Raw genomic sequence first — 26,288 nt, forward strand, 5'->3', positions numbered from 1 at the left:
CCGGCAGCTGGTCAGCTGCCGGGCCTCAAGCCTTGTCCGGTCGGGCGTCAGCGGCTGGTGCTCAGCGGCTCCAGGCTGCGGCGCAGCTGCTCCAAGCCCTTGCCGCGCTTGGTGCCGCGGTTGCGGGACTTGACGAGGGGGGCCCAGAAGGCGGCCTCGACCAGGGTCTCCGGCTTGACGGCCGGCGTGCGCTCCAGGACGCTCTCGGGGACCTTCTGCGGGTCCGCGACCTCGAACTCCGCGATGATCTCGTCGTACTTGTCCGAGAGCACGGTGTTGTCGGGGTCGGCGCCGAAGACGATGAGCTGTCCGGTGGGCGCGGTGTCGACGAGGACCGTGACCAGGTCGGGGCGGTACCGGGCGAGGATCTCGATCAGCTTGTAGACGTCGCCGGTCCAGGCGTTGGTGTGCCGGTCGCGGGCGGCCTCGTCGATGCTGCGCGGCAGCATGTCGTCGAGGACGATGACGCTGGCCCAGTCCGAGTGCTTCTCGACGTTAATGAAGTCGCGCAGCGCGTACTCGAACAGGTGCATGCCGTCGATGAACGACAGGTCGAGCGTGGTGCGCTGCCAGTAGCCGAACGGGCTGCGGTTGCGGGCCAGGTTGCGCAGCGGGTGCCGGCCGCCCGTGAGGTGGGCGAGGGGGTTTTGCCGGGCGAAGAAGTCGTCGCTGGTGGCCTTGGCGAGATGGACATCGCAGCGGATCTCGGAGACCACCTTGAACGCGGGGTCGATCGCGATGCTCGGTACCCGGGACAGGGTCAGGCTTCGGCCGTCGTTGACGCCGATCTCCAGGTAGTTCCTGTTCGCGCTGACCTTGTGGAGCTCCCGGAGGAACTCATGGCGTTTCACTAGGAAATCTCCTTGCGGATGTGTGGCAGTGCTTCGTGCAGGGCGGTACGCCAGTCACGGAGGGGTCCGAGACCGGTCTGCTGCCAGCGGCCGTGGCCGAGGGCGCTGTATGCGGGCCGGGGTGCGGGCCGGGTGAAGGCCGCGCTGGTGGTGGGGCGCACCCGCTCCGGGTCGGCGTCGATGAGGCGGAACACCTCACGCGCCAGCTCGAACCAGGTGACCTCGCCGGAGTTGGTGGCGTGGAGAACACCGTTCGTCCCGGGTCCGATCAGGGGCCCGAGGTCGGCGATCCGTACGGCGACGTCCGCGCTCCAAGTGGGCTGACCGCGTTGGTCGTCGACGACATCGAGGGTGTCCCGACGCGCCTCCAGGTCGATCATCGTACGCACGAAGTTGCCGCCGTGGGCGCCGTACAGCCAAGCCGTGCGCAGGACGACGCTCGTGTCCGGGAGCGTGGCCAGGACAGCCTGTTCTCCGGCGAGCTTGGTACGGCCGTACGCCGTGCGCGGGGCCGGGGTGTGGTCCTCGGGGTACGGGGTGTCCCGGGCCTCGCCGTCGAAGACGTAGTCCGTGGAGACGTGGATCAGCCGGGCGCCGTGCTCGGCGCAGGCCTGGGCGAGCAGGCGCGGGCCGACGCCGTTGATGCGGAGCGCGGTGTCCTCGTCCGTCTCGGCGTCGTCGACGGCGGTGTAGGCGGCGCAGTTGACGACCAGGTCGGGCTCGTGCTCGGTGAAGACGCGACGGACGTCGTCGGGGTCGGTGATGTCCAGGGCGGCGCGGGCGAGGCCCACGACGTCCTCACCGCGCCTGAGGAGTTCCTCGACGGTGTCGAGGCCCAGCATGCCGGCGGCGCCGGTGACCAGCCACTTCATCCCTTGACCTGCTTCTCCGCGGTGCCGACGCGCTGCTTGAGGGGCTCCCACCAGGCGCGGTTGTCGCGGTACCAGGCGACGGTGGCGGCGAGGCCGGCGGCGAAGTCGTGGCGCGGGGTGTAGCCCAGCTCGTCGTGGAGCTTGCTCCAGTCGACGGAGTAGCGCAGGTCGTGGCCCTTGCGGTCCTCGACGTACTCCACGCTGTCCCAGTCCGCCCCGCAGGCCTCCAGGAGCAGCCCGGTGAGGTCCTTGTTGCTCAGTTCCGTGCCGCCGCCGATGTTGTAGACCTCGCCGGGCCGGCCGCCGGTACGCACCAGGTCGATGCCCTGGCAGTGGTCGTCGACGTGCAGCCAGTCGCGGACGTTGAGGCCCTCGCCGTACAGCGGGACCTTCTTGCCGTCGAGCAGGTTGGTGACGAAGAGCGGGATGACCTTCTCGGGGAACTGGTGCGGCCCGTAGTTGTTGGAGCAGCGGGTGACGCGCACGTCCAGGCCGTGGGTGCGGTGGTAGGCGAGGGCGAGCAGGTCGGAGGAGGCCTTCGACGCCGAGTAGGGCGAGTTGGGGGCCAGCGGGTGGTCCTCGGGCCAGGAGCCGGTCTCGATCGAGCCGTACACCTCGTCGGTGGAGACGTGCACGAAGGGGCCGACGCCGTAGCGCAGGGCCGCGTCCAGCAGCACCTGGGTGCCCACCACGTTGGTGCGGACGAAGTCGGCGGCGCCGTCGATCGAGCGGTCCACGTGGGACTCGGCGGCGAAGTGGACCACCTGGTCGGCCTCGGCCATCAGCTTGTCGACCAGTTCGGCGTCACAGATGTCGCCCTGGACGAACTTCAGCCGGGGGTGCCCGGTCGGCAGGTTCTCCAGGGTGCCCGCGTACGTGAGCTTGTCCAGCACCGTGATCCGGGGCGCGTCAGGAGCGTCGGACGCGAGGAGGTTGCGGACGTACATGGAGCCGATGAATCCGGCGGCGCCGGTGACGAGGAGGTTCATGAATGGATCTGCACCTTGCTGTGGTCTCCGAGGACGAGTCGGTGGGCGCTGGGAACACTGGGGGCCGGGGTCACCTCGACATGCCGGCCGATGAGCGAGGACTCGATACGGCCCACCCCGGCGATGGACGAGTCGCGCAGCACGATGGAGAACTCCAGCTCGCTGTCGGTGATCCGGCAGTTCTCCGCGAGGGAGGTGAACGGCCCGACGTAGGAGTCGCTGACGACGGTTCCGGCGCCGATGACGACGGGTCCGACGATGCGGGAGCGGGTGATGCTCGCGCCCTCCTCGATCACCACACGCCCTATGGTCTCGGACGCGTCGTCCACCTCGCCGTCGATCCGCCGCTCCAGGCCCTCCAGGACCATGCGGTTGACCTCCAGCATGTCGGTGACGTTCCCCGTGTCCTTCCAGTAGCCCTTGATGAGGGTGGATCGTACGTCGGACCGGGCGTCGATGAGGTGCTGGATGGCGTGGGTGATCTCCAACTCGCCGCGCCAGGACGGGCGGATGGCGCGTACGGCGTCGTGGATCGCCGGGGTGAAGAGGTACACGCCGACGAGCGCGAGGTCGCTCTTGGGGTGCTCGGGCTTCTCTTCCAGGCCGATGACCTGGCCGTCCGCGTCGAGTTCGGCGACGCCGAAGGAGCGCGGGTCGGGGACCTGGGTGAGCAGGATCTGGGCGTCCGGGCGCAGTCCGCGGAACTCGTCGACGAGGGCGCTGATGCCGCCGACGATGAAATTGTCGCCGAGGTACATGACGAAGTCGTCGTCACCGAGGAAGTCCCGCGCGATGAGCACGGCGTGGGCGAGGCCCAGGGGCCGTTCCTGCGGGATGTAGGTGACCTTCAGACCGAACTTCGATCCGTCGCCGACCGCTTCCTCGATCTCGGCCGCGGTGTCACCGACGATCATGCCGACCTCGGTGATGCCCGCGTCGGCGAGGGATTCCAGGCCGTAGAACAGCACGGGTTTGTTGGCCACGGGCACGAGCTGCTTCGCCGAGGTATGGGTGATCGGCCGAAGCCGCGTGCCGGCGCCGCCGGAGAGCACGAGAGCCTTCATCCGTTCACCCTAGCTTCGATTTCCCGGGACGTAATATCCGGTGCCTCTGGGTGACCGGTACGGGTGCCCGTCAGGGCTCCAGTGCGATCTCGCTCCACACCTGTTTGCCGCCGCTGACGGGGACGGTGCCCCAGGCCGCCGACATGGCCTCGACCAGGAGGATGCCCCGGCCGCCGGTGGCCTCCCAACCGAGGTTCGTCGGCCGGATCGGGGTGCGGGGCGAGTTGTCGGCGACGGCGACGCGCAGCCGGCCGTTGAAGAGGGTGAGGTCGAGACGGACCTGGCCGTCGGTGTGCACGAGGGCGTTGGTGACCAGTTCGGAGACGACGAGGAGCACGGTGTCCATGTTCTCCTGGATGTTCTCCTGGATCCCCGCCTCGCCGGTCGCGCCCCAGGTGCGCAGGGTGCGCCGGGAGAAGCGGCGGGCGTGCCGGACCGCCTCGGGCACCCGCCACACGGTCCAGCTCTCACGCAGCGGGCGCTTCTCCATGCCGTCGTAGCGCAGCAGGAGCAGGGCCACGTCGTCGTTGCGGTTGGCGCCCGCGAGCAGGGCGTCGGCGACCAGGCCGAGGTGGGCGGGATCGGCGGCGGCGAGGTCGCTCGCGAGGGCGTTGAGGCCGTCCTCGACGTCGATCTCCGCGGACTCGACGAGGCCGTCGGTGGTGAGGGCGAGCAGGGTGCCGGGCTGGAGGCGCAGCATGCTCATCGGGAAGTCGGCCCGGGGCAGCACACCGAGCGGGGGTCCTACGTCGGACTCGACGACCTCGGTGGTGCCGTCGGGGTGGCGGACGACCGGGGGGAGATGTCCGGCGCGGACGTACCAGGCGGTGCCCTCCTCCATGTCGACCTCGACATAGCAGCAGGTGGCGAAGAGGTCGGTCTCCATGTCGGCGAGGAGCCGGTTGGAGTGGGAGACGACGACGTCGGGCGGGTGGCCCTCGACGGCGTACGCGCGCAGGGCGGTGCGCATCTGACCCATGAGGGTCGCGGCGCTCGCGTTGTGGCCCTGGACGTCGCCGATGACGAGAGCGACGTGGTTGTCGGGGAGCGGGATCACGTCGTACCAGTCGCCGCCGACCTCCAGGCCCTCGGTGGTCGGCAGGTAGCGGGCCTCGGCGACGCCGCCGGGCAGTTTGGGCAGGCGACGGGGCAGCAGGGAGCGCTGGAGCATGCCGACGAGTTCGTGTTCGGCGTCGAAGGCGTGGGCGCGGGTCAGGGCCTGGCCGGCGAGGCCCGCGGCGGCGGTGAGCAGGGCGCGTTCGTCGGTGCCGAACTCGTGCGGGCTGTCCCAGCCGATCAGGCAGAGGCCGGCCATCCGGCCGCCGGCGGGCAGCGGCAGTACGGCGAGACCGCCGGGGCCGACGCCGTCGAGCGCGGGTTCCATCTCGGTGCCCGCGGGCCAGATGGCGGCGCGGCCCTCGCGCAGGGCGGCGGCCAGTGTGGGCATGGAGCGCACCGGCGACTCGGGCCACTCGGAGCGCCATTCCAGGCGCCACGACTCGGGCCAGGCCTCAGGTTCGGGCGGGTCGAGGACGGTGACGACGAGCCGGTCGTTCTCCAGCTCGGCGAGGGCGATGCGGTCGGCCCGCAGCGGCTCGCGCAGCGCGGTGACGACGGCCTGGCTGACGTCACGGACGGTCCCGGCGGTGGCCAGGGCGGCGGCGAGGCGCTGGACGCGGGCCACGTCGGTGACGCCGGAGCGCAGGGTGGAGGCGTCACCGACCGTGCCCACGAGCCGGGCGGGCCGGCCCTCCCCGCCGGTCACGAGCCGTCCGCGCAGCCTGAGCCATCTGGGCGGGCCTGCCGGCTGGAGCACCCGGAACTCCAGCTCGCGGTCGCCGATGGACATGTGGTCGGCCTCGACGACGGACATCAGGGAGGGCAGGTCCTCGGGCACGGTCAGACCGAGCAGCGTCTCGACCTTGCCGTCGAAGTCGGTCCGGTCGAGCGCGAACAGTTCGAGGAGTTCGTCGCCGACCTCGACGCGCCCGGTGTCCATGGCAAGGCTGAAGGCGTTGGCGGGAAGTTCGCCTTGATCCCCGGTGGCGATCGGGGCGGGCCAGGCGACGGCGTCGGCGAGCAGGACGAGACAGTCCCGGGCGTCGTCGTCGAAGCCGCCGGGACTCTCCGTCACGGCGAGCAGACAGCCGCCGTCACCGACGGCGGCCCCCGCGCGGACGGGCAGGGCGGCCAGGTGGACGTCGCCGGTCGGCATCCGCCGTGACTCGGCGCAGTCGGCGAGCTCGCCGGGCCCGAGCCATACCGTCTGGCCGGTGCGATGAGCCTCGGCGGCGGGCGATCCACCGGCCACCGCGTAGCTGTCCCGCAGGCCGTACAGCGTGCGGGGCACACCGGCGGACTCAACAAGACACAGCAGATCACCACCATCACCAGGGGTGTACACGGCGGCGGTGACCACATCCGCGAAGACGAGCGCCTGTTCGAGGACGCGGCGCAGGTACTCGCGGGGGTCGAGGTCGGCGGGGAGGGTCTTGAGGGCAAGTTCGGCACGCAGCGTTCTCGTTCCGCGTCTCGCGTCCTCACTGACCACGTCGTCATTACAGCGCGTATGGGGCTCCGGCGCAGCCCCTGCGGCGTTCCGACGCGCCACGGGTCCCTCCGGTCCGCGCCCACGCCCGCCCGTACGCGTCCCGCACGGCGGCCTCGCGGCAGCCGTGAGTACCGATGCCCTGTTCGAAACGGCGCGTGGTGCGGCCCTGGTTTTCTCGCCCCCGCCGCCCCTACCCGACCCATCCTCGGGGCCTGCCGCCCCCGAACCCCCGCTGCCGGCCCTGAACGGGCCTTGTCCTCAAACGCCGGACAGGCTGGAGGGTGCCTGACGTCGGCGTCCGAGGACAAGCGCGCTCAGCCCACCCTTTTCCCCCGCCGCTTACGCAGTACGGGCGGTATCTCTTCAGCACCGGCCAGGGCTGGTTTTTCAGCCTGTCCGGCGTTTGAGGACAAGCGCGTCCAGCGCGAGCTCTTCCCCACCCACCCCGCCGCACTTCACCACCGGCCCGCACCCCCCACTCAGCCCGTCCGGCGATTGAGGACGAGCGCGTTCAGCGCGACAAAGGGGGGTCTGGGGGCGCAGCCCCCAGGGATGGGAACGGGTAAGGGCGGCGGGGGCGAAACAAACCCGGCTCGCCCTGACGCCGCTCGGAGCCGGAAGGCGCACGGGGCGGCAGGCCCGGCAGGGCGTTCGCCGTGCGCGGTGGGGCGAGTGGAGGGAGCCTTGAGCCGAGAGGGCCCGGTCCCTTGAGGAGGTGGTCCGGGTGGGCGATGCGCAGGCCTCCGGGCCCGGGCGGCCGGGCAGCGGCAGCGGTTCGGCGGCGTTCGGCAGGCCCCTGCTGTCGTTGGCACTGGCCGGGATGATGGACGACGTCCAGGCCCACGCCGGCGGCCTGTATCTGCTGGCGCCCGGTGAGTCCGTACTGGAGATGGCCGTCATGGCGGGGCTGCCCCGGGCGTTCGCGGCGCCCTGGGAGCGGGTCGGCCTTGGCTCGCCGGTGCCCGTGGCCCAGGCGGCGCGCGAGCGGCGGTTCGTGTGGGTGGGCGGCGAGGAGGACATGGCCCGCCGGTATCCACGGGTCGCCGTCGTGCTCCCGTACCCCTTCGCCCTGGCCGCCCTGCCGGTGGCGACCGCCTCGACGGTGTACGGGGCGGTCTTCGTGACCTGGCCCGGTTCGCATCCGCCGGAGCTGTCGGACCGGGAGCGGGAGCAGCTGACCGCGGCCTGTGACCGGCTGGCGCTGCGGCTGGAACGTGCCGCCGCCGAGCACCGTACGCTGCGGCCCGAGGCGGATCTGCTGGCCGCCTGGGCCGGGACGCCGGTGGCCGACACCCTCGGTACGGTCGAGGCGGCGCGGATGGTGTCGCGGCTGCCGTACGGGCTGTGCTCGCTCGATCTGCACGGCCGGGTCGGCTTCGTCAACGCCGCGGCCACGGAGTTGCTGGGGATCCCCGCGAGCCGGCTGCTCGGCAGCCGGCTGTGGGGGTCCGTGCCGTGGCTGAACGATCCGGTGTACGAGGACCGCTATCGCGCCGCGCTGTTCAGCCTGCACGTCACCTCGTTCGTGGCGCTGCGCCCGCCCGGCGACTGGCTGTCGTTCCGGCTGTATCCGAGCACGACCGGGCTGACCGTCCGGATCACCAGGGCGCGGGCGGTGGCCGAGCTGGACCGGGCGGAGCGTCGGCCGGGCGGCCCGTCCAGCCTGGTCACGATCTCGCAGGTGCTGTCCCTGGCGGGGGCGCTCACCGAGGCGGCGGGCGTCCAGGACGTCGTCCAGCTGGTCGCGGACGAGATCATGCCGGCGGTGGACTGCCAGACCCTGGTGCTGCTGGGCTCGCGGGGCGGACGTATGCACGTGGTCGGGCACCGGGGATTCGAGGACCCGCTTCTCGTGGAGCGGTTCGACGGGCTGCCACTGACCGAGCAGACCCCGGGCACCCAGGTCCTCACCACCGGTGTGCCCGCCTTCTTCGAGTCGCGGGGGCAGCTGGACCGGCTGTATCCGGCGGTGCGGGAGGTGCCCGGGACGATGGCGGCCTGGGCGTATCTCCCACTGATCGCGTCCGGGCGCCCGGTGGGCACGTGTGTGCTGGGGTACGCCGAACGGCACCCGTTCCCCGCCGACGAGCGTGCCGTCCTGACCAGTCTCGGCGGCCTGATCGCTCAGGCTCTGGAGCGGGCTCTGCTGTACGACGCCAAGAATCGGGTCGCGCACGGCCTCCAGGCCGCCCTGCTGCCCAGTTCCCTGCCGTCGCTGCCCGGCATCGAGGCCGCGGCGCGCTATCTGCCCGCCACCCAGGGCATGGACATCGGCGGCGACTTCTACGACCTGGTGGCCTCGCACGGACGGGCCTCGGCGGTGATCGGGGACGTCCAGGGGCACAACGTGACGGCGGCCGGCCTGATGGGTCAGCTCCGTACGGCCGTACGGGCGTACACGACCGTCGGTCAGGCGCCGGAGGAGGTCATGAGCAGCACCAACCGGCTGCTGATCGATCTCGGCACCGAGCTGTTCGCGAGCTGTCTGTATCTGCGGCTCGACCCGGGATCCGGCCGGGCAGTGATGGCCCGTGCGGGGCATCCGCAGCCGCTGCTGAGACGCCCGGACGGCGAGGTGCGGGTGCTCGATCTGGCCGGGGGTCCGCTGCTGGGGATCGACGCCTCGGCCTCGTACCCGACGACCGGGGTCGAGCTGGAGCCCGGCAGTGTCCTCGCCCTGTACACCGACGGGCTGATCGAGTCCCCGGGCGTCGACATCGACGAGGCCCTGGCCGCCCTCGGGCGACGGCTCGCGGAGATCGGGGACCGGCCACTGGACGAACTGGCCGACGGACTCGTCGAGTTCGGCGCGGAGACGACGAAACGGGCGGACGACATCGCGCTGCTTCTGCTGAAGGCGCGGACGGCGGACTGACAGCCGTCCGGTCCAACAACACAGAACGGTCCGGCCCTCCCGCCGGAGGGCCGGACCGTTTCACTGACGGCCGGGACTACTGGTGTGGCCGGTCAGTGGTCCTCGGTCTCCAGACCGGTGCCGTCGTCGACGCCCTCGGTGGCCTGGTCGTCCACGCCGCCGAGTTCGTCACCGCCGACCTCTTCACCGAGTCCGGCCTCTTCGCCCGCACCGGCTTCCTCACCGGCACCGGCCTCTTCACCAACGCCGGCTTCCTCGCCCGCACCGGCCTCTTCGCCCGCGCCGGCTTCCTCACCGGCACCGGCTTCCTCGCCCGCGCCCGCCTCTTCACCGGCACCCGCGTCGGCCGCGCCGAGGGTGGCGCCGACGGCCTCCAGGGCCGTGGTGACCGGCTGGAAGAAGGTCTCGCCGCCGACCGTGCAGTCGCCGCTGCCGCCGGAGGTCAGGCCGATCGCGCCGCCGTCCTGGGTGAACAGCGAGCCGCCGCTGTCGCCGGGCTCCGCGCAGACGTTGGTCTGGATGAGGCCGGTGACCGTGCCCTCGGGGTAGTTCACGGTGGCGTCGAGGCCGGTGACCTCGCCGTCGTTGAGGCCCGTCGTGGAGCCCATCCGGAAGACCTGCTGGCCGACCTCGGCCTCGGCGGCCTGGAGGATGTCGACGATCTGGCCGTCTCCGACGTCGACGGTGCTGTCGGCCACGGTCGCCGGGTCGTCGTACTTCACAAGTGCGAAGTCACCGTCGCCCGGGAAGGTGGCGGCCTCGACCGTGCCGATCGGCGCGCCACCCTCTTCCTCCGACCACTCGGCCGCGGCGACACCGCAGTGACCGGCGGTCAGGAAGCCGGGCGTGCCGTCTCCGGTCACCACGTTGAAGCCGAGGGAGCAGCGGGCGCCGCCGCCGAAGATGGCGTCGCCACCCTCCACGAGCGGCTTGAAGGTGCCCGCGCTCTTCTTGATGGTCGCCATGCCCGCGCCGAGGCTCTGGACGGTCGACTCGATGGTGTCCCAGTTGGTGCCGGTGACCGTGCTGTCGGCGGTGACCTGGATCTTGTTGGTGCGGGGGTCGACGGACCAGGCGGTGCCCGGGATGGTCGCCTCGGCCTTGAGCGTCTGCGCGCCGGCCTTCAGCTCGGCGATGCTGTTCTCGACCTCGCGAACTGCGGCGCCGGCCTTCTGGGCCTGGATGATGACGTTGTTGTTGTCACCCTCGACCTCGACGACGTTGATGATGAGCTGCTGCTTGTCGGCGTCGTAATAGGAGCCCGCGAAGGCGTCCCCGAGCAGTTCCTCCAGCTGCGAGGCGAGATCCGAGGCCGCCGTCGCCTTCAGGGTCTTCGGAGCCGCGCCGTCCGCAGCGTCGGTCTGGGATGCCATGGCATTGGGCAGCAGCAGTGCCGCCGCGCCGATCGCCGCGACACTGCCCACCGCTATCGCGGCCTTACGCTTCGGAACTCGCTTGTGACTCAACTTCTTGACCTCCTGCGGGGCGGGGTCTTAGCCGCCGATCGTTCTCGGCGACCGACTGGGGCGCCTGGATGGCTGTAGGTACGGACGGTTCACGTGGGGCGTTCAAACGCGTTTGCCAACTCCCTTTGCGAAACAGCGAATCGGCCATTGCCAGGGCCTGACCAAGAGCCGCCGGGAACAACCACCCATATCCCGATGACGCCCGCCGAAGCAGACAAGATCCATTCCACCGGCTTCACGCCCTGAGCACGCGATCCCGGCCTGTCGGCAGAGGAGTTGGGCGAGCACCGCACAACTCGACGAACCCGCTGGTCGGAGCGGTCGGCCGAGGATGGCGGCGCGCTGCCGGGGCGGGCACCGCCGGCCGCCGCGGACGCCTCGCCGGTGATCGCGGTGCCGACAGCGCACAAGGCTTTCGTCCCCTTGCCCACGCCCCGCCGGTCCCCCACATATCCGTGCGCGGTGACCGGATCCGATGTCCTGATCGAGCCGGTCCCCTCAGCCGCCGACCCTCGCCCGCACCACCCTCCTGGATCTTCCCGACGCACAGGAAAGACACAGCGGAACACTTTCCGTAATCGCCTCATGGCTTTGTGTCGGTCAAACCGAGACGAATCCAGGCTTCAGTGAATCTGCACATCGAATACTCAGTCAGGTCACCGCATACGCCTGTTCCGCACATCCGCCCGTTACACGCCACGCCTTTGATGGCGGACTGTCCGATTCAGTCGCGCACCCGTGACCAACGTGCGTGCCCGGCCGCAAGGGCCGGGGTGCGCCGAAGCCGTGCGGCATGTGAAGAAGTCGCCCCCAAGGCGTGCGCACGCCCTCACGGTTTGGGCCTCGTGGGGCTCAAGTGCCCTGGTGAGGGGGTTGGTTGATTGGAAGACGGCTGTGCGGGCGTGCTTTGATCCATCGCATCGCAGGGGCCGCACAGGTTCCGGAAACGAGTCTGATCGGCCCTGCGGTCGCGGCCGTCATCTGTCCCCAGAGGGGGCCGCTCTCCCCCTTGAAATACCCATACGAAGGGAAGTTCCATCATGAACTCCACCCCCCAGGTTGAGACCGCCGAGCTGTCGGACGCCGCTCTCGACGCCGTCTCCGGCGGTCTGTCCCTGAACGCCGTCGGCACCGTCACGGGCCTGGTGGACAGCGTTGCCCCGGCCGCGCTCCCCCTGGTCGGCTCGGTCGTCGGCACGGTCGAGGGCCTCACCGGCCTGAACACCGGTGCGGTCACCGACCTGGTCGCCGGTCTCTGATCGACGCCTTGTGCCGCTGAGTCCCGGAACCGTTTCGCGGTTCCGGGACTCTCGGTTGCCATCAACGACCGGCCCGGCGACTGTGCCGGACGCCGGTCCTCTGTCGTCCCCCGCACGTCCTCTCTACTTCTCGACGCAGGTGAGGAAAGCCCGTGCAGTTCCGCCAACAGGCCCTCGCCAAGCTCCAGTCACCCGAAGAGCTGGACCTTCCGGTGCGTTTCGCGCGCCCCCAGGGCTGGCTGGTCCTCTCCGTCACGGTCGTCGTCATGGCCGCCGCGTCCGTGTGGGCGGTCACGGGATCCGTCTCGTCCACGGTGAGCGCGCCCGCCATCCTCACGCACGGGGAGGGCAGTTACGTCCTGCAGAGCCCCGTCTCCGGCCAGATCACCGCGGTCCTCGCCGAGGAGGGCGCCCAGCTGCCCGCCAACTCGCCTGTGCTGAAGGTCCGTACGGCCTCCGGCGAGTCGGTCGTCCGCTCGGTCGCCGCGGGCCGGCTCACCGCGCTCGCCGCCACGATCGGCCAGATCATCGGGACGGGCACGAACATCGCGGCCGTGGAGAAGGTCGCCCGCGCGAGCGACCCGCTGTACGCGACGGTGTACGTCCCGGCCGAGAGCGCCGCCACGATTCCCGCGAACGCGGCCGTCGACCTGACCGTCCAGACGGCACCCACCCAGCAGTACGGGGTACTGCGCGGGCATGTGAAGTCGGTGGACCGGGCTCCCCAGACGCAGCAGCAGATCGGCGCGTTCCTCGGGGACAGCCAGCTGGGCGAGCAGTTCACCAAGAAGGGGCGGCCGGTCGCCGTCCTGGTGAAGCTGGACAAGTCGGCGTCCACCAAGAGTGGTTACAAGTGGTCCTCGGCCGACGGGCCGCCGTTCAAGCTCACCTCCATGACCCTGGCCTCGGGCTCGATCCGGCTGGCCGACCAGCGTCCCGTCGATTGGCTGCTGCCGTGAGTGCCGCACAGAACTCCCGGGCCAAGCGCCGCTCGGCCCCGCCCCGGCGCACGGTCCCCAAGGGCAGCGGCAGGTCCGTGCGTACGCCGACCGTCCTCCAGATGGAGGCCGTGGAGTGCGGCGCGGCCTCGCTCGCCATGGTCCTCGGCCACTTCGGGCGGCACATCCCCCTCGAAGAGCTGCGCATCGCCTGCGGTGTCTCCCGGGACGGCTCACGCGCGAGCAACCTCCTGAAGGCGGCCCGGAGTTACGGTCTGACGGCCAAGGGCATACAGATGGACACGGCCGCGCTCGCCGAGGTGAACGCGCCCGCGATCCTGTTCTGGGAGTTCAACCACTACGTCGTCTTCGACGGCATGGGGCGCCGCTTCGGCCGGCGCGGGGTGCACATCAACGACCCCGGCAAGGGCCGCCGGTTCGTGCCGATGGAGGACTTCGACTCCAGTTTCACCGGTGTCGTCCTCGTCATGGAGCCGGGTCCCGACTTCGAGCGCGGCGGGCGCAAGCCGGGCGTCCTGGGTGCCATGCCGGCCCGGCTGCGCGGCACTTCGGGCACGATGCCCGCCGCGATCCTGGCGAGTCTGCTGCTGGTGGCGGTGGGCGCGGCGATGCCCGCGCTCAGCCGCACCTACATCGACACGTTCCTCATCGGCGGCCAGACCTCGATGCTGAACGTGCTGTTCGCGTCGATGGGCGCGTGCGTGGCGCTGAGCCTCGTACTGACCTGGCTGCAGCAGGCGAACCTGCTGCACGGCCGCATCATCTCCTCGACGCTGAGCAGCGCCCGCTTCCTGCGCCATCTCCTCCGCCTCCCGGTCACCTTCTTCTCCCAGCGCAGCCCGGCCGACCTGGTCCAGCGCCTCCAGTCGAACGACTCGGTGTCCGAGACGCTGGCCCGCGACCTCTCGGCGGCGGGCGTCGACGCGATCGTCGTCGTGCTGTACGCGGTGCTCCTCTATACGTACGACCCGCAGTTGACGGCCGTCGGCATCGGGGTCGCGCTGCTCAACATCGTGGCGATGCGGGTGGTGATCCGGCTGCGGGCGACCCGTACCGCCAAACTGCGCGCGGACAACGCCCGGTTGACCAACACCGCTTACTCCGGGCTCCAGTTGATCGAGACGATGAAGGCGACCGGCGGCGAGGAGGGCTACTTCCGCAAGTGGGCCGGGCAGCACGCGACCACCCTGGAGGAGCAGCAGCGGCTCGGGGTGCCGAGCGCCTGGCTGGGTGTCGTCGCGCCGACGCTCGCGACGCTGAACAGCGCGCTGATCCTGTGGATCGGCGGGATGCGGGCCGTCGAGGGGCACTTGTCCGTGGGTCTGCTGGTGGCGTTCCAGGCCCTGGTCGTGCGGTTCACGGCGCCCCTGACCCGGCTGAACGGCGTGGCGGGCCGTATCCAGGACTTCGCGGCGGACGTGGCCCGGCTCAAGGACGTCGAGAACTTCCAGGCGGATCCGCTGTACAACCGGCCGGGCGGCGGCGACTCGACGCGCCGACTGCACGGCCATGTGGAGTTGCAGAACATCACCTTCGGCTACAGCCCCCTCGACAAGCCCCTCCTCTCCGGCTTCGACCTGACCGTCGGTCCAGGTCAGCAGGTGGCGCTGGTCGGCGGCTCGGGCAGCGGCAAGTCGACGGTCTCCAGGCTGATTTCGGGCCTGTACGCCCCCTGGGAGGGCGTCATCCGTATCGACGGACAGCGCCTGGACGACATTCCGCGCGGCGCGCTCGCGGCCTCCGTCTCCTTCGTCGACCAGGACGTGTTCCTGTTCGAGGGCAGCGTCCGCGACAACGTGGCGCTGTGGGACCCGTCGATCCCGGACGAGTCGGTGGTGGCGGCCCTCGAGGACGCGGCGCTGTACGACGTGGTGACACGCAGGCCGGGCGGTATCCACAGCCGGGTCGAGCAGGACGGGCGGAACTTCTCCGGCGGACAGCGTCAACGCCTGGAGATCGCACGGGCGTTGGTGCGCAACCCCAGCATTCTCGTCCTCGACGAGGTGACCAGCGCGCTGGACGCGGAGACCGAGCAGACCGTCATCGACAACCTGCGCAAGCGTGGCTGCGCCTGTGTGGTGATCGCCCACCGGCTTTCCACGGTGCGCGACAGCGACGAGATCGTCGTGCTCCAGCACGGCACGATCGTGGAACGCGGGCGGCACGACGCCCTGGTGGCGGCCGGCGGGGCGTACGCCGAGCTGGTCAGGGAGCGATGAGATGAGAGCCGTTCACGAGGAAGATGTCGTCCTCACCGCGCTCGGGCAGATGGGGACGCGTTACGACCTGTCCGGGCAGACCCGGCTCGACCTCGAAGGCCCGCAGGTGCTGTGGCTGGTCGCGTCCGGCGCGCTCGACCTGTACGCGGTGGACGCTGTCGAGCAGGGCCAGTGGCACCACATCGGCCGTCTGGAGGCGGGCGCGCTGCTGCTCGGCCCGGTCACCGGACCGGAGCACACACTGGTCGCCCGCCCCGTGCGCGACTGCGTGGTGCACCGCATCGGCCTGCGCGAGCTGTACCAGTCGCCGGACACCCAGACCTGGTCGTACGACGAGTACGGCAACGCCCAGTACGTGCCCCCGGCGACGAGCCCGCTGGAGTACGCCCTCGCCCTGGGCGTCGGACGCGGCATGTCGATCCTCTTCCAGGCACCGATGGCCTCGGAACGGGCCGCCGCGCCGACCGACGACGACGTGTTCTGGATGCAGGTCCCGCCGGGCAGCGTGCAGTACGGATCGCTGTACGGCGCCGAGGCCGCCGCCGATCTGCTGATGGACCCCGGGGTCTGGCAGGGCATGGTCGACCAGCAGCACCGGCTGCTCACCACCCTCGACCGGTGGATCGAGCAGCTGGAGCGCCGCCACGAGACCCGTACGGCGGCCGGGATCAAGGCGGGCGAGGCCGTCCGCGCCCAGGCCGACCGGACGCTGCTGGCGTCGATCGGCAAGCAGTCGGCGAAGCGCACGACCGCCGCCGACACCGACGCGACGTACGCGGCCTGCAAACTGGTCGCCGGGGCGGCCGGGATCACGCTCGCCGAGCCCGCGCAGAGCGGCACCGAGAGCGACCGGCTCGACCCGGTCGAACGGATCGCGCTCGCCTCCCGCGTCCGTACCCGGGCCGTCCGGCTCGACGGCCGCTGGTGGCACGACAACGTCGGCCCGCTGGTCGGTCACCGGAGTCTGTCGGGCTCACCGGTCGCACTGCTGTGGCGACGCGGCGGCTATGTGGCCGTGCAACCGTCGTCCGGACGCGAGACGCCGGTGGAGAAGGCGAACGCGGCGGAGTTCGAGGAGCGGGCGGTGATGTTCTACCGGCCGCTGCCCGAACGCGGGATGAGTCCGCTGCGGCTGCTGCGGTTCAGCATGGGCGGCAGCCGCAGCGATGTGGTGAACCTGCTGCTGAGCAGCCTGGTGACGATCGCGATCGGCGCGCTCGTACCGGTCGCCACCGGCAAAGTGCTCGGCGAGTTCGTACCGAAGGCGCAGACCACGCTGATCGTGCAGTTCTGTCTGGCCGTGATGATCAGCAGTGTGGTGGCAGCGGCCTTCATGCTGCTGCAGAACCTCACCCTGCTCCGGATGGAGGGCCGGATCGAGGCGACTCTCCAACCGGCCGTCTGGGACCGGCTGTTGCGGCTGCCGACGAAGTTCTTCACCGAGCGCTCGACCGGTGAGCTGGCGAGTGCGGCGATGGGCATCAGCGCGATTCGCAAGCTGCTGGCGGGAGTTGCCCCGGTCGTCACCCAGTCGGTCACGGTCGCGGCGATGAACCTGGGCCTGCTCCTCTGGTACAGCGTCCCGATGGCGCTGGCAGCGGTCGGCATGCTCGTGGTGATCGCCGCCGTGTTCCTCGGACTGGGTCTGTGGCAGGTGCGCTGGCAACGACGTCTGATCGTCCTGTCCAACAAGCTGAACAACCAGGCCTTCCAGACCCTGCGCGGCCTGCCCAAGCTGCGCGTCGCGGCGGCCGAGAACTACGCGTACGCGGCCTGGGCGGGCGAGTTCGCGCGCAGCCGCGAGCTGCAGCAGAAGGTCGGCCGCATCAAGAACCTCACGACGGTGTTGGGGGCCGTCTACCTGCCGATCTGCACGCTGCTGATGTTCATGCTGCTGGCGGGTCCGGCACGCGGTGAGATGTCGGCGGCGGCCTTCCTCACCTTCAACACCTCGGTGACGATGCTCCTGACCTCGGTCACCCAGCTGACCGGCGCCTTCGTCTCCGGCGTGGCCGCGCTCCCGCTGTACGAGGAGATCAAGCCGGTGCTTGAGGCGACCCCGGAGGTACGCGTCGCGAGCACCCGGCCGGGCGTGCTGACCGGCGCGATCGAGGCCCGCCGCCTCGCCTTCCGCTACGCCGACGACGGCCCGCTCGTCCTGGACGACGTGTCCTTCCAGGTCAAGGCGGGCGAGTTCGTCGCGATCGTCGGCCCCAGCGGCTGCGGCAAGTCGACCCTGCTGCGCCTGCTGATCGGCTTCGACAAACCCGTCTCGGGCAGTGTCCTGTACGACGGCCAGGACCTGGGCGCGCTCGACCAGTCCGCCGTACGACGCCAGTGCGGTGTCGTTCTCCAGCACGCCCAGCCGATGACGGGTTCGATCCTGGACGTCATCTGCGGTACGGAGCCCTACACGCCGGAGGAGGCGATGGCCGCCGCCGAGATGGCGGGCCTCGCCGAGGACATCAAGCGGATGCCGATGGGGCTGCACACCATCGTCCAGGGCAGCGGCGCGATCTCGGGCGGCCAGCGACAGCGGCTGATGATCGCGCAGGCGCTGATCCGCAGGCCGCGCATCCTCTTCTTCGACGAGGCGACCAGCGCCCTGGACAACGAGACCCAGCGCATCGTCATCGAGAGCACCCGCGCCCTCAACGCCACCCGGATCGTGATCGCCCACCGTCTGTCGACGGTGCTGGACGCGGACCGGGTGATCGTGATGGAGGACGGCAAGGTCGCCCAACAGGGCCCGCCGGCACAGTTGCTGGCGGACACGGGCGGCCGACTGCACGAGCTGGTGCGACGGCAGCTGGCGTAGCAGACCGTCAGGGTGCCTCTGGCGCGCCCCGCCACAGCTCCGGAACCCGGCCGTCGGCACCGTACATCTGCGTCGCCAGGACCCGTACGGCCGCCGCGAAGCGGGCCGGGTGGCGCAGGAACTCCATGTGGATGCCGGGGAACTCCACCCACGGGACGCCGATCCGGCGGGCGATCTCGACCGACGGGCGGGCGTAGTACGTACCCCGGTCGTCCGCGCCTGCGCCCAGGACGATGGGGAACGGGGCCGCCCGCAGCGCCTCCTCGTCGGGGTGGAAGGCGGCGAAGGCGGGCCATTCGCGGCCGAAGAGGTGGTCGGCGTTGCCCAGGAAGCGTTTCCACAGGTCGGCGGGCCAGCGGTAGGAGCCCTCGCCGCGTGTCGTCTCGGCGAAGCGGCGGCCCGCCGCCGGGGCGCCGCCCGTCGCGTACCGGTCGGCCAGGTCGGCGAAGAAGCCGCGCCCGGGGGCGCCGTCGGGGAGGACGTTCACGGCGGGCGGTTCATGAGCGATCAGGCCCAGCATGCACTCCGGGTGGAGTGCGGCCAGCGTCAGGCCGATGATCGCGCCGCCGCTGTTGCCGAAGACCAGGGCCCGGCCGGACGCGAGTTCACCGACGAGCGCGCGGGCGTCGGCGGCCTGCCGGGCCAGGTCCATCGGGCCGTCACCGCCACCCGTGCTGCGGGAGTTGCCGCGCCGGTCGTAGGTGATCACCGTGAAGGCGTCGGCGAGGCCCTCGGCGATCCCGGAGTAGTAGCCGGCGTCTCCCCCGGCACCGCTGATCATCAGCAGAGCCGGACCGGCCCCGCGCACCTCGTAGTACAGCTCGGCCCCGTCGACCGCCAGCCTGCCGCTGCGCACGTCCGCACATCCTCCCTATCGATACTTTGCCGTTTCGATACTTTGCCGTTTCGATGAAAGTGGTCTAGGCTCGAAGCGTCGGGAGTACGAAACCGTTTCGTTTACGTATTCGTAACCCCCGGTCTCCCTTACTCCTCTGCTCACTGTTACTCCTCTGCTCACTGTTCCCTCCCGTCTCCCCTCTTCACGAGCGACCTTCCCTGGAGTGTGCTCAGATGTCCCAGTCCCTCACCGAAGGCGCCCCGAAGGGCGCCGCGAACAACACGGAGAAGGGGTCCGCCGCGCCGAACGCGCAGCGGTGGTGGATCCTCGCGATCATCGGTATCGCGCAGCTGATGGTCGTCCTCGACGCCACCATCGTGAACATCGCGCTCCCCTCCGCCCAGGCCGACCTCGGCTTCTCCGACGGCAACCGGCAGTGGATCGTCACGGCGTACGCGCTGGCCTTCGCCTCCCTGCTGCTGCTCGGCGGCCGGATCGCCGACCTCTTCGGCCGCAAGCCCGCCTTCCTCATCGGTGTCGCCGGATTCGCCGGGGCCTCCGTCCTCGGCGGCGCCGCGAACGGCTTCGAGATGCTGGTCATCGCCCGCGCTCTCCAGGGTGTCTTCGGCGCACTGCTCGCGCCCGCCGCCCTCTCCCTCCTCAACACGACCTTCACCGACGCCCGCGAGAAGGCCCGCGCGTTCAGCGTGTACGGCGCGATCGCGGGAGCCGGCGGCGCGGTGGGCCTGCTGCTCGGCGGTCTGCTGACCGACGCGCTCGACTGGCGCTGGACGCTGTACGTCAACCTGGTCTTCGCCGTCGTCGCGTTCGTGGGCGGCTGGATGCTGCTCGGCAACCACCGGGACGCCGCCAACTCGAAGATCGACTACCCGGGCACCCTGCTGGTCTCCGCCGGTCTCTTCTCGGTGGTCTACGGCTTCTCCAACGCCGAGACGCACGACTGGAGTTCACCGCAGACCTGGGGCTTCCTGGTCGCCGGCGCACTGCTCCTGGTGGCGTTCACCCAGTGGCAGACCCGCGCCAAGCACCCGCTGCTGCCGATGCGTGTCCTGCTCGACCGCGACCGGGGGGCGTCGTTCCTCACGGTGCTCATCTCCGGCGCGGGCATGTTCGGCGTCTTCCTCTTCCTCACCTACTACCTGCAGCTGAACCTCGGCTTCAGCCCCACCAAGACCGGCCTGGCCTTCATGCCGATGATGGCGGCCCTGATGGTCGCGGCCCAGGTGTCCACCACCAAGCTCGTGCCCCGCTTCGGCCCCAAGATGATCATCCCGGCGGGCTTCGCCCTCGGCGCGGTCGGCATGGCCTGGCTGACCGGTATCGGCGTCGGCTCGGACTTCAGCACCGCCGTCCTCCCGCAGCTGCTGGTGATCGGCGTGGGCATGGGCGTCATCATGCCGCCCGCGATGCAGCTGGCCACCAGCGGAATCGGCGCCGAGGACGCGGGAGTGGCCTCCGCGACGGTCAACACCATGCAGCAGGTGGGCGGTTCGATCGGTACGGCGCTGCTGAGCACGCTCGCCGCGAGCGCCGCGACCAACTATCTGTCCGGCCGCAACGCGAGCGACAAGCTGGTCCAGGCCCAGTCGACGATCGAGAGCTACACCACCGCCTTCTGGTGGTCGGCCGGCTTCTTCGCCGCGGGCGCGCTGATCACCTTCCTCCTGTACCGCCCCGGCGTGCCGACCCAGGACGAGAGCGCCGCCCCGGTCGTCCACATGTGACCCACGCGGGTCGTCCGGACCGAGGGGCCGCCGTCTTCAGGGAGACGGCGGCCCCTCTCTGCTGTCGTGACGTCCGCCGTGCTGCCAAGGTGGAGGCATGCGCAGATCGGCGGCGGCCCTGGGCAGTTCACTCTTCCTGGCACTCGCCCCCGGCACCGTGGCGGTCCTCCTGCCGTGGTGGCTGACGGGCTGGCGGGCGGGCGACTGGTGGCTGCCGGTACGCCTGTCCGGCCTGATCCCCCTCGCAGCGGGCACGACCGTCCTCCTCTCGGCCTTCGTCCGCTTCGTCGCCGAGGGCCTCGGCACCCCGGCCCCGGTCGCGCCCACCGAACACCTGGTCGTGGGCGGCCTCTACCGCTACGTACGCAACCCGATGTACGTGGCGGTCGTCGCCGTAGTCGCGGGCCAGGCACTCCTGCTCGCCCGACCGGTCCTGTTCACGTACGGCGCCTGCGCCGGGCTGCTGATGTGGGCGTTCGCGCGCTGGTACGAGGAGCCGACGCTGGCCGACCGGTTCGGCGCCGAGTACGAGCGTTACCGGCGGTCGGTACCGGGCTGGTGGCCACGACCGCGCCCCCGGCAGGGCGAGTGAGTGCACACCACACAGAAACGTCAACCAATACGCCCGTAATTCACCTTGTCGAGTGAACAAGATCTTGCGAGCGGCGCATCAGGGATGGTTACGACTCCGCCGGGGTAGCTACCGAGATCGAATGCGCCCCCTGCCGAGGCGGAGCAGCCATGACGCCGGAAGCCGACGACCGTATCCCCGGGCCGTCCGAGCGCACGGCCGCGGACTCGTCCGGAGCCGTGCCGCCGACGGTCGGCCAGTATGCCCGTACGTACACGAGCGGGCCGTTCACCGTGGTCGAGGTCACCGGCGAGATCGACCTGGCGACCGCGGGCTTCCTCTCGGAGCACCTGGACGCCGCGACCTCGCGCCCCGGCCCGGACGTCCTGGTCGACCTCCGGCAGGTCGACTTCTTCGACTGCTCGGGCCTGCGCGAACTGTGCCGGGCGGACACCCGGGCCCGCGAACGCGGCGGACGGCTGCGCCTGGTCTCCGACACCCCCCGCCTCCACCGCCTGCTGCTCGCTTCGGGTCTGCTGCGCCGCTTCCCACCGCTCGCCGGAATCCCGGAGTAGGTGCATGGTTCTGCTGTCCCTCCAAAACGCGTCTAGGGCCGGTCGGCAGCCCCACACCACCGACCGGCCCCGCTGCGAGATCGCGCGGCACCCCGCGACACAGGGTTCGCCCTCCCCATCCGCGAGCGTCCTGCGAGGCTCACGGGAGCGCGCGACCCCGGTCTCTAGAACGTGAAGACGGCCGTCCCGTAGGTGCTCTTCACGCACTCGTTCGCGAAAGTCCGCTCATAGGCGACCCGCTGCCCCCGCCACACGCCCTCGACGGTGACGACCACGGGGTCGTACTGCTTGGTGCACTGCACGTTGTCTCTCGCCGTCAGGGTGTCGAAGTCCCCGCCGGCGGCGCGGAGTTCGGCACAGGCTTCGGACGCGGCCGGGTGCGTGCCCGAGGCCGTGGGCGCACAGGTGAGGGTGACGGCACGCTCGGGGGTGACGGCGGCCGAGGCCTCACCGTGCCCCACGGTGAGCACCAGGGCCGAGGGGGCGTAGAGCCCGGCGGGGGCGGGGCCCGGGGCGGCGACGGCGGCCCCGGTGAGGGGGCCGCAGACGGCGGTGGCCGTCAGGGTCAGAGTCGCTGCCCAGCGCGCGGTGTTCGGCATTGTGTGCATCCTTCCGCTCAGTTAGAAGATGCGAATCGAAGGTCCAACGGTCCGCATGGGTACTCGATCCCAGCCGGTCGGGCCGGATCGGCGAGCGTGAGTCTGCCGAGTCCGGCGCCGAAACTCATCTCGACCCCATGCGTTTCAGTAACCTTGCGTATTGAATCAGTGGCGTGAAGTTACGTGATTCGAACGCCTGAAGCCCGTAACTGAGCGGCCGTTGATCGCCCGGGGCGACCGACTGGCCGGATTCACCAGCCTTTTTAATCGGCCTGAAACATTCCGGTGCGGCTCCCGACTCTCCGACTCGACTGTCGATTCGACTGCCGCCCCCATGGCACATCCATCCACGAGGGACTCGAAAGATGGATGAAACGTCCTCTGGTGCGGCCTTCGTCGATCCCCCTACGGTCGGCAGACCACCCGAGGACGGCATCCGCCTACGCCGCACACCCCAGCGGCGACGGCAGTCCTTCCCTCTGTCCGCGCCACAACGCGCTCCACCGCCGATCCCCCGCTGGAGCCCTCCTTGTCCTCGCCGTCCTCACAGCCCCAGTCCGCGCTCTCCCCCGCCGCCACGCCCCCGGCCCTCACCGAGGTCGAGACTCACGGCGTCGAACGCATTCCCGACGCGGACCGCACCGCGACCCCGCTCGACCTGTTCCGGGTCGCCTTCGGCGGCGCCAACACCTTCTCCACCTGCGTCCTCGGCGCCTTCCCCATCCTGTTCGGCCTCTCCTTCTGGCAGGGCCTCGCGGCCACGCTCCTCGGGGTCGTCGCGGGCGCGCTGATCCTCTGCCCGATGGCGGTCTTCGGCCCGGTCAACGGCACCAACAACGCGGTCTCGTCCTCCGCCCACCTGGGCGTCCACGGCCGCGTGGTGGGCTCCTTCCTCTCCCTCCTCACCGCGATCGCCTTCTTCTCCATCTCGGTGTGGTCCTCCGGCGACGCCCTGGTCGGCGGCGCCCACCGGCTGTTCGGCCTGCCGCGCGGCGACGTGACGTACGGCGTCGCCTACGCCCTCTTCGCCGGCCTGGTGCTGGCGGTGTGCGTGTACGGGTTCCGGTTCATGCTGTTCGTCAACAAGATCGCGGTGCTGTCGGCGACGCTGCTGTTCCTGGTCGGCGCGGTCGCGTTCGCCGGTGACTTCGACCCGTCGTACGCCGGTGTCTTCACGGACTCGGCGGACGCGGCGACCCAGGACCTGTTCTGGCCGTCCTTCATCGGCGCGGCCCTGATCGTGCTGTCCAACCCGGTGTCGTTCGGTGCGTTCCTCGGCGACTGGTCGCGCTACATCCCGGCGGACACCCCGCTCCGCAAGGTGATCGGCGCGGCGTTCCTGTCGCAGCTCGCGACCCTGCTGCCGTTCGTGTTCGGGCTGGCGACCGCGAGCATCATCGCGACGAAGGCCCCGGACTACGTCGATCCGGCCACGCCCGACTTCGTGGGCGGTCTGCTCGCGATCTCGCCGGGCTGGTTCTTCCTGCCGGTGTGCCTGCTGGCGCTGATCGGCGGCATGTCGACAGGCACGACCTCGTTGTACGGGACCGGGCTCGACTTCTCGTCGGTGTTCCCCCGGCTGTCCCGGGTCCGGGCCACCGTGCTGGTCGGTGTGCTGTCGATCGCGTTCATCTTCGTCGGCCGGTTCGGGTTCAACCTGGTCCAGTCGATCTCGACGTTCGCCACGATGATCATCACGTGTACGACGCCGTGGATGGTGGTGATGATCCTGGGCTTCTACACCCGGCGCGGCTGGTACGACCCGGACGCGCTCCAGGTCTTCAACCGGCGTCAGCGGGGTGGTCGTTACTGGTTCGCGCACGGCTGGAACTGGCGGGGCATGACCGCGTGGTGGGTCTCGGCGGTGATCGGTGTGCTGTTCACCAACATCCCCGGGCAGTTCGTCGGCCCACTGGGGGATCTGGCGAACGGCATCGACATCAGCCTGCCGCTGTCGCTGGCCGTCTCAGCCGTCCTGTTCCTGACGCTGCTGCGGGTGTTCCCGGAACCCCGGGCGGTGTACGGGCCGGAGGGGGCGCGGCTGGCTCGCACGGTGGATGTTGCGGTGCCGCCGGTGAGTGGGCCGGGGGCGGGTGGGGAGGAGTTGTCTGCGGTGGTGGCGGCGGGGCGCGGCTGAGTCTGGGGGAGGTTTCTCGCCCCCGCCGCCCTTACCCGTCCCATCCTTCTGGGGGCTGCGCCCCCAGACCCCCCTTTGTCGCGCTGAACGCGCTCGTCCTCAATCGCCGGACGGACTGAAATGCCGCGGCCGGCGCTGAAGAGGCACCACCCGTACTGCGGAAGCGCGGGGGCGGGTGGGCGGGAAGAGATGCGGACTGAGCGCGGATGTCCTCGAACGCCGGCCTTGCGCTGGGCCGGAACAGCCGGGACACCCTGGCCGCCGTCGAGCGGCTGGCAGCGGTCGAGGAGTTGACGGTGCACGGCGGGGATGGCGGTCACGCGCAGGGTGTAGCCCTGGCCTCGCCGTACGGTCGCCCCCTTGTCGAGGGTGACCAGCAACACCGGGGCGGGGATGTCCTCCTCGATGCCGGTGTGATCGGGCAGAAGGTCGGCGACGGCCGTGCGGATCGCGCCGCGGCTGACGCCGTGGTCGCGGGCGAGGGCGGCGATGGAGCGGTTCTCCAGGTACGCGGTGCGCACGGCGTCGGTCTTGTCGGCCGGGACGGCAGGGCGGCGTCCGCCCTTGCTGCCCTTGGCCTCGGCGGCGCGCAGTCCGTCGTAGGTCCGTTCCCGCTGGAGCTCGCGCTGGAGGTCGCCGGCGGCGGCGAGAGTCTGCACCATGAACTTCACGGTGGACAGCAGCTCGCCGGTGCGCGGATGGCGGGCGGTGAGGTCCATCGCGGAGAACGCGCCGTCGTGGATACGCAGGGCCACCTGCTCGCGGTGAAGGACGTCGAGCACGTCGAGGATGTGCCCTGTGCCTCGTACGAGGCGGAACATCTCGGAGATGTGCACGGTGTCGCCCAGCCTCGCGCAGGTGAGCAGTTCGCGGAACTTCGGCCGCTGGAGCGGGTGGAGGCGGCTGGAGGTGCCCGGGTCCTCCTCGAAGACGACCGGGTCCTCGATCCCGGCCTCGGTCAGGACGAGGTTCTGCCGGGCGGTCGACTGCTGGTCGGTCGAGACCCGTCTGTAGACCAGGTTCGCCGCCAAGGGCCCCCTCCGTGCGGAGGATCGGACCCTGTCTGTCGTCGAACCCTGTCAGCAATCGCCATCGGGCCTGACGGGATTCGAGCCGCCGCGAACCCCCGGATTGCGCGGGTTCATCGGACGCGTCGGCCGCCTGTCGGCAAACGATCGTTTACCGACATGCGCCGCTGAGTGGAGGCGTCGCGGATGTCGAGCATTGCGCGCCGGCGTCAACGTTCCGGCTTCGGGTCAGGCCGGCGGGTCGGGGTGTATCTGGCGAGCATGGTCTGGACGGCCTGTTCGACGGCGTCGTGGATGTCGGAGGCTGCGGGGTTCCAGTCGGTCAGCAGCATGCGGGGCCACAGGACGTAGTTGGCGATCATGCCGAGGAACTGGTTCGCGGCGCTCGCCGCGTCCGGGACATCAGCATTGCCTGCCTCGTGCTCGGATTCCAAGTAGTGCTGAACAGAGGTGAAGTAGGGCAGTTTGCCGAGCTGGAACTGCATCCGTCCCAGTTCGGGGAAACGAGGCAGTTCGGCGATGACGATCCGGAACAGGGCTGTCATGCCGGGCTGGCCGACCAGGTCGGCATAGCGGTGGCCGATGGTTGTCAGTCCGGAGCGCAGATCTCCGGTCTGTGGCCGCGCGGCAGCGTCGCCGGCGTCACGCTGCCAGGACTCGGTGACGATGGCCTCGAAGAGGGCCGCCTTGGTGGGGAACCGCTTGAACAGGGTGGACTTCGAGACCCCGGCCGCTTCGGCGATCCGGGCCAGCGAGGTGCCGTCGTAGCCACGATCCAAGAACAGTTCTGTGGCTGCGGTGGTGATCGCCTCGCGTTTCTGCTGAGCGAGTCTGCGGTGGTGTGCGGAGAGTTCTGCTGCCATGCGGACAGT

18 protein-coding genes and 1 pseudogene are annotated in these 26,288 nt (G+C 70.5%); 9 read left to right on the forward strand and 10 right to left on the reverse strand.

Annotation, left to right across the window (positions count from 1 at the left end; genetic code table 11):
• Nucleotides 1–47: 47 nt before the first annotated feature.
• The 5 genes from ACWDR4_RS42050 to ACWDR4_RS42070 all read right to left on the reverse strand — a co-directional run bounded on the left by ACWDR4_RS42050 (nt 48) and on the right by ACWDR4_RS42070 (nt 6,327).
• Nucleotides 48–851 carry a class I SAM-dependent methyltransferase gene (locus ACWDR4_RS42050; RefSeq protein WP_450416446.1) on the reverse strand — a complete coding sequence of 268 codons (804 nt, stop codon included), beginning with the start codon at nt 849–851 and terminating at the stop codon, nt 48–50.
• A complete protein-coding gene (gene rfbD, locus ACWDR4_RS42055; RefSeq protein WP_450416448.1) occupies nt 851–1,723 on the reverse strand; it encodes a dTDP-4-dehydrorhamnose reductase in 873 nt (290 codons plus the stop codon). The genes ACWDR4_RS42050 and rfbD overlap by 1 nt, the downstream gene beginning before the upstream one ends.
• Nucleotides 1,720–2,712, reverse strand: a complete 993-nt coding sequence (rfbB, locus tag ACWDR4_RS42060) for a dTDP-glucose 4,6-dehydratase (protein WP_450416450.1) — start codon at nt 2,710–2,712, stop codon at nt 1,720–1,722. The genes rfbD and rfbB overlap by 4 nt, the downstream gene beginning before the upstream one ends.
• Nucleotides 2,709–3,776: a glucose-1-phosphate thymidylyltransferase gene (locus ACWDR4_RS42065; protein WP_450416451.1), complete on the reverse strand. Its 1,068-nt coding sequence runs from the start codon at nt 3,774–3,776 to the stop codon at nt 2,709–2,711. The genes rfbB and ACWDR4_RS42065 overlap by 4 nt, the downstream gene beginning before the upstream one ends.
• Before the next feature lie 70 nt (nt 3,777–3,846).
• Nucleotides 3,847–6,327, reverse strand: coding sequence for a SpoIIE family protein phosphatase (locus tag ACWDR4_RS42070; RefSeq protein WP_450416453.1), 2,481 nt, complete (start codon nt 6,325–6,327; stop codon nt 3,847–3,849).
• Between the two features lie 715 nt (nt 6,328–7,042).
• On the opposite strand from ACWDR4_RS42070, the gene ACWDR4_RS42075 reads away from it, so the two are divergent.
• Nucleotides 7,043–9,202 (forward strand): SpoIIE family protein phosphatase, encoded by a 2,160-nt coding sequence (locus tag ACWDR4_RS42075; protein WP_450416455.1) that lies wholly within the window; start codon nt 7,043–7,045, stop codon nt 9,200–9,202.
• Between the two features lie 92 nt (nt 9,203–9,294).
• Here the strand turns inward: ACWDR4_RS42075 and ACWDR4_RS42080 are convergent, their stop codons facing one another.
• Nucleotides 9,295–10,668 (reverse strand): S1 family peptidase, encoded by a 1,374-nt coding sequence (locus tag ACWDR4_RS42080; protein ID WP_450416457.1) that lies wholly within the window; start codon nt 10,666–10,668, stop codon nt 9,295–9,297.
• Nucleotides 10,669–11,708: 1,040 nt separating this feature from the next.
• Here ACWDR4_RS42080 and ACWDR4_RS42085 point away from each other — a divergent pair.
• From ACWDR4_RS42085 to ACWDR4_RS42100, 4 genes are all read left to right on the forward strand, one after another.
• A complete protein-coding gene (locus ACWDR4_RS42085) occupies nt 11,709–11,927 on the forward strand; it encodes a type A2 lantipeptide (protein ID WP_450416459.1) in 219 nt (72 codons plus the stop codon).
• Nucleotides 11,928–12,079: 152 nt separating this feature from the next.
• Complete coding sequence (locus tag ACWDR4_RS42090; RefSeq protein ID WP_450416460.1) at nt 12,080–12,886, forward strand: HlyD family efflux transporter periplasmic adaptor subunit; 807 nt, start codon at nt 12,080–12,082, stop codon at nt 12,884–12,886.
• On the forward strand, nt 12,883–15,105 hold the full coding sequence (locus tag ACWDR4_RS42095) for an NHLP family bacteriocin export ABC transporter peptidase/permease/ATPase subunit (RefSeq protein ID WP_450416462.1): 2,223 nt from the start codon (nt 12,883–12,885) through the stop codon (nt 15,103–15,105). The genes ACWDR4_RS42090 and ACWDR4_RS42095 overlap by 4 nt, the downstream gene beginning before the upstream one ends.
• Nucleotide 15,106: 1 nt before the next feature.
• Nucleotides 15,107–17,923: an NHLP bacteriocin export ABC transporter permease/ATPase subunit gene (locus tag ACWDR4_RS42100; protein WP_450416464.1), complete on the forward strand. Its 2,817-nt coding sequence runs from the start codon at nt 15,107–15,109 to the stop codon at nt 17,921–17,923.
• Nucleotides 17,924–17,930: 7 nt separating this feature from the next.
• Here the strand turns inward: ACWDR4_RS42100 and ACWDR4_RS42105 are convergent, their stop codons facing one another.
• A complete protein-coding gene (locus ACWDR4_RS42105) occupies nt 17,931–18,779 on the reverse strand; it encodes an alpha/beta fold hydrolase (protein WP_450416466.1) in 849 nt (282 codons plus the stop codon).
• 215 nt (nt 18,780–18,994) lie between these two features.
• Between ACWDR4_RS42105 and ACWDR4_RS42110 the strand changes: the two genes are divergently transcribed.
• From ACWDR4_RS42110 to ACWDR4_RS42120, 3 genes are all read left to right on the forward strand, one after another.
• Nucleotides 18,995–20,506 (forward strand): MFS transporter, encoded by a 1,512-nt coding sequence (locus ACWDR4_RS42110; protein ID WP_450416468.1) that lies wholly within the window; start codon nt 18,995–18,997, stop codon nt 20,504–20,506.
• Nucleotides 20,507–20,603: 97 nt separating this feature from the next.
• Complete coding sequence (locus ACWDR4_RS42115) at nt 20,604–21,098, forward strand: methyltransferase family protein (RefSeq protein ID WP_450416470.1); 495 nt, start codon at nt 20,604–20,606, stop codon at nt 21,096–21,098.
• 149 nt (nt 21,099–21,247) lie between these two features.
• Nucleotides 21,248–21,652, forward strand: a complete 405-nt coding sequence (locus ACWDR4_RS42120; protein WP_450416472.1) for an STAS domain-containing protein — start codon at nt 21,248–21,250, stop codon at nt 21,650–21,652.
• Between the two features lie 164 nt (nt 21,653–21,816).
• Here the strand turns inward: ACWDR4_RS42120 and ACWDR4_RS42125 are convergent, their stop codons facing one another.
• Nucleotides 21,817–22,251, reverse strand: coding sequence for a protease inhibitor (locus tag ACWDR4_RS42125; protein WP_450416474.1), 435 nt, complete (start codon nt 22,249–22,251; stop codon nt 21,817–21,819).
• Between the two features lie 529 nt (nt 22,252–22,780).
• On the opposite strand from ACWDR4_RS42125, the gene ACWDR4_RS42130 reads away from it, so the two are divergent.
• Nucleotides 22,781–24,388 (forward strand): purine-cytosine permease family protein, encoded by a 1,608-nt coding sequence (locus ACWDR4_RS42130; RefSeq protein WP_450416476.1) that lies wholly within the window; start codon nt 22,781–22,783, stop codon nt 24,386–24,388.
• 626 nt (nt 24,389–25,014) lie between these two features.
• On the opposite strand, the pseudogene ACWDR4_RS42135 reads toward ACWDR4_RS42130, so the two are convergent.
• Nucleotides 25,015–25,419: pseudogene (locus ACWDR4_RS42135) on the reverse strand (recombinase family protein); the annotation flags it as partial.
• Between the two features lie 206 nt (nt 25,420–25,625).
• Nucleotides 25,626–26,279, reverse strand: coding sequence for a TetR/AcrR family transcriptional regulator (locus ACWDR4_RS42140; protein ID WP_450416478.1), 654 nt, complete (start codon nt 26,277–26,279; stop codon nt 25,626–25,628).
• Nucleotides 26,280–26,288 lie beyond the last annotated feature (9 nt).

It is taken from the genome of Streptomyces sp. NPDC000878, assembly GCF_053599695.1.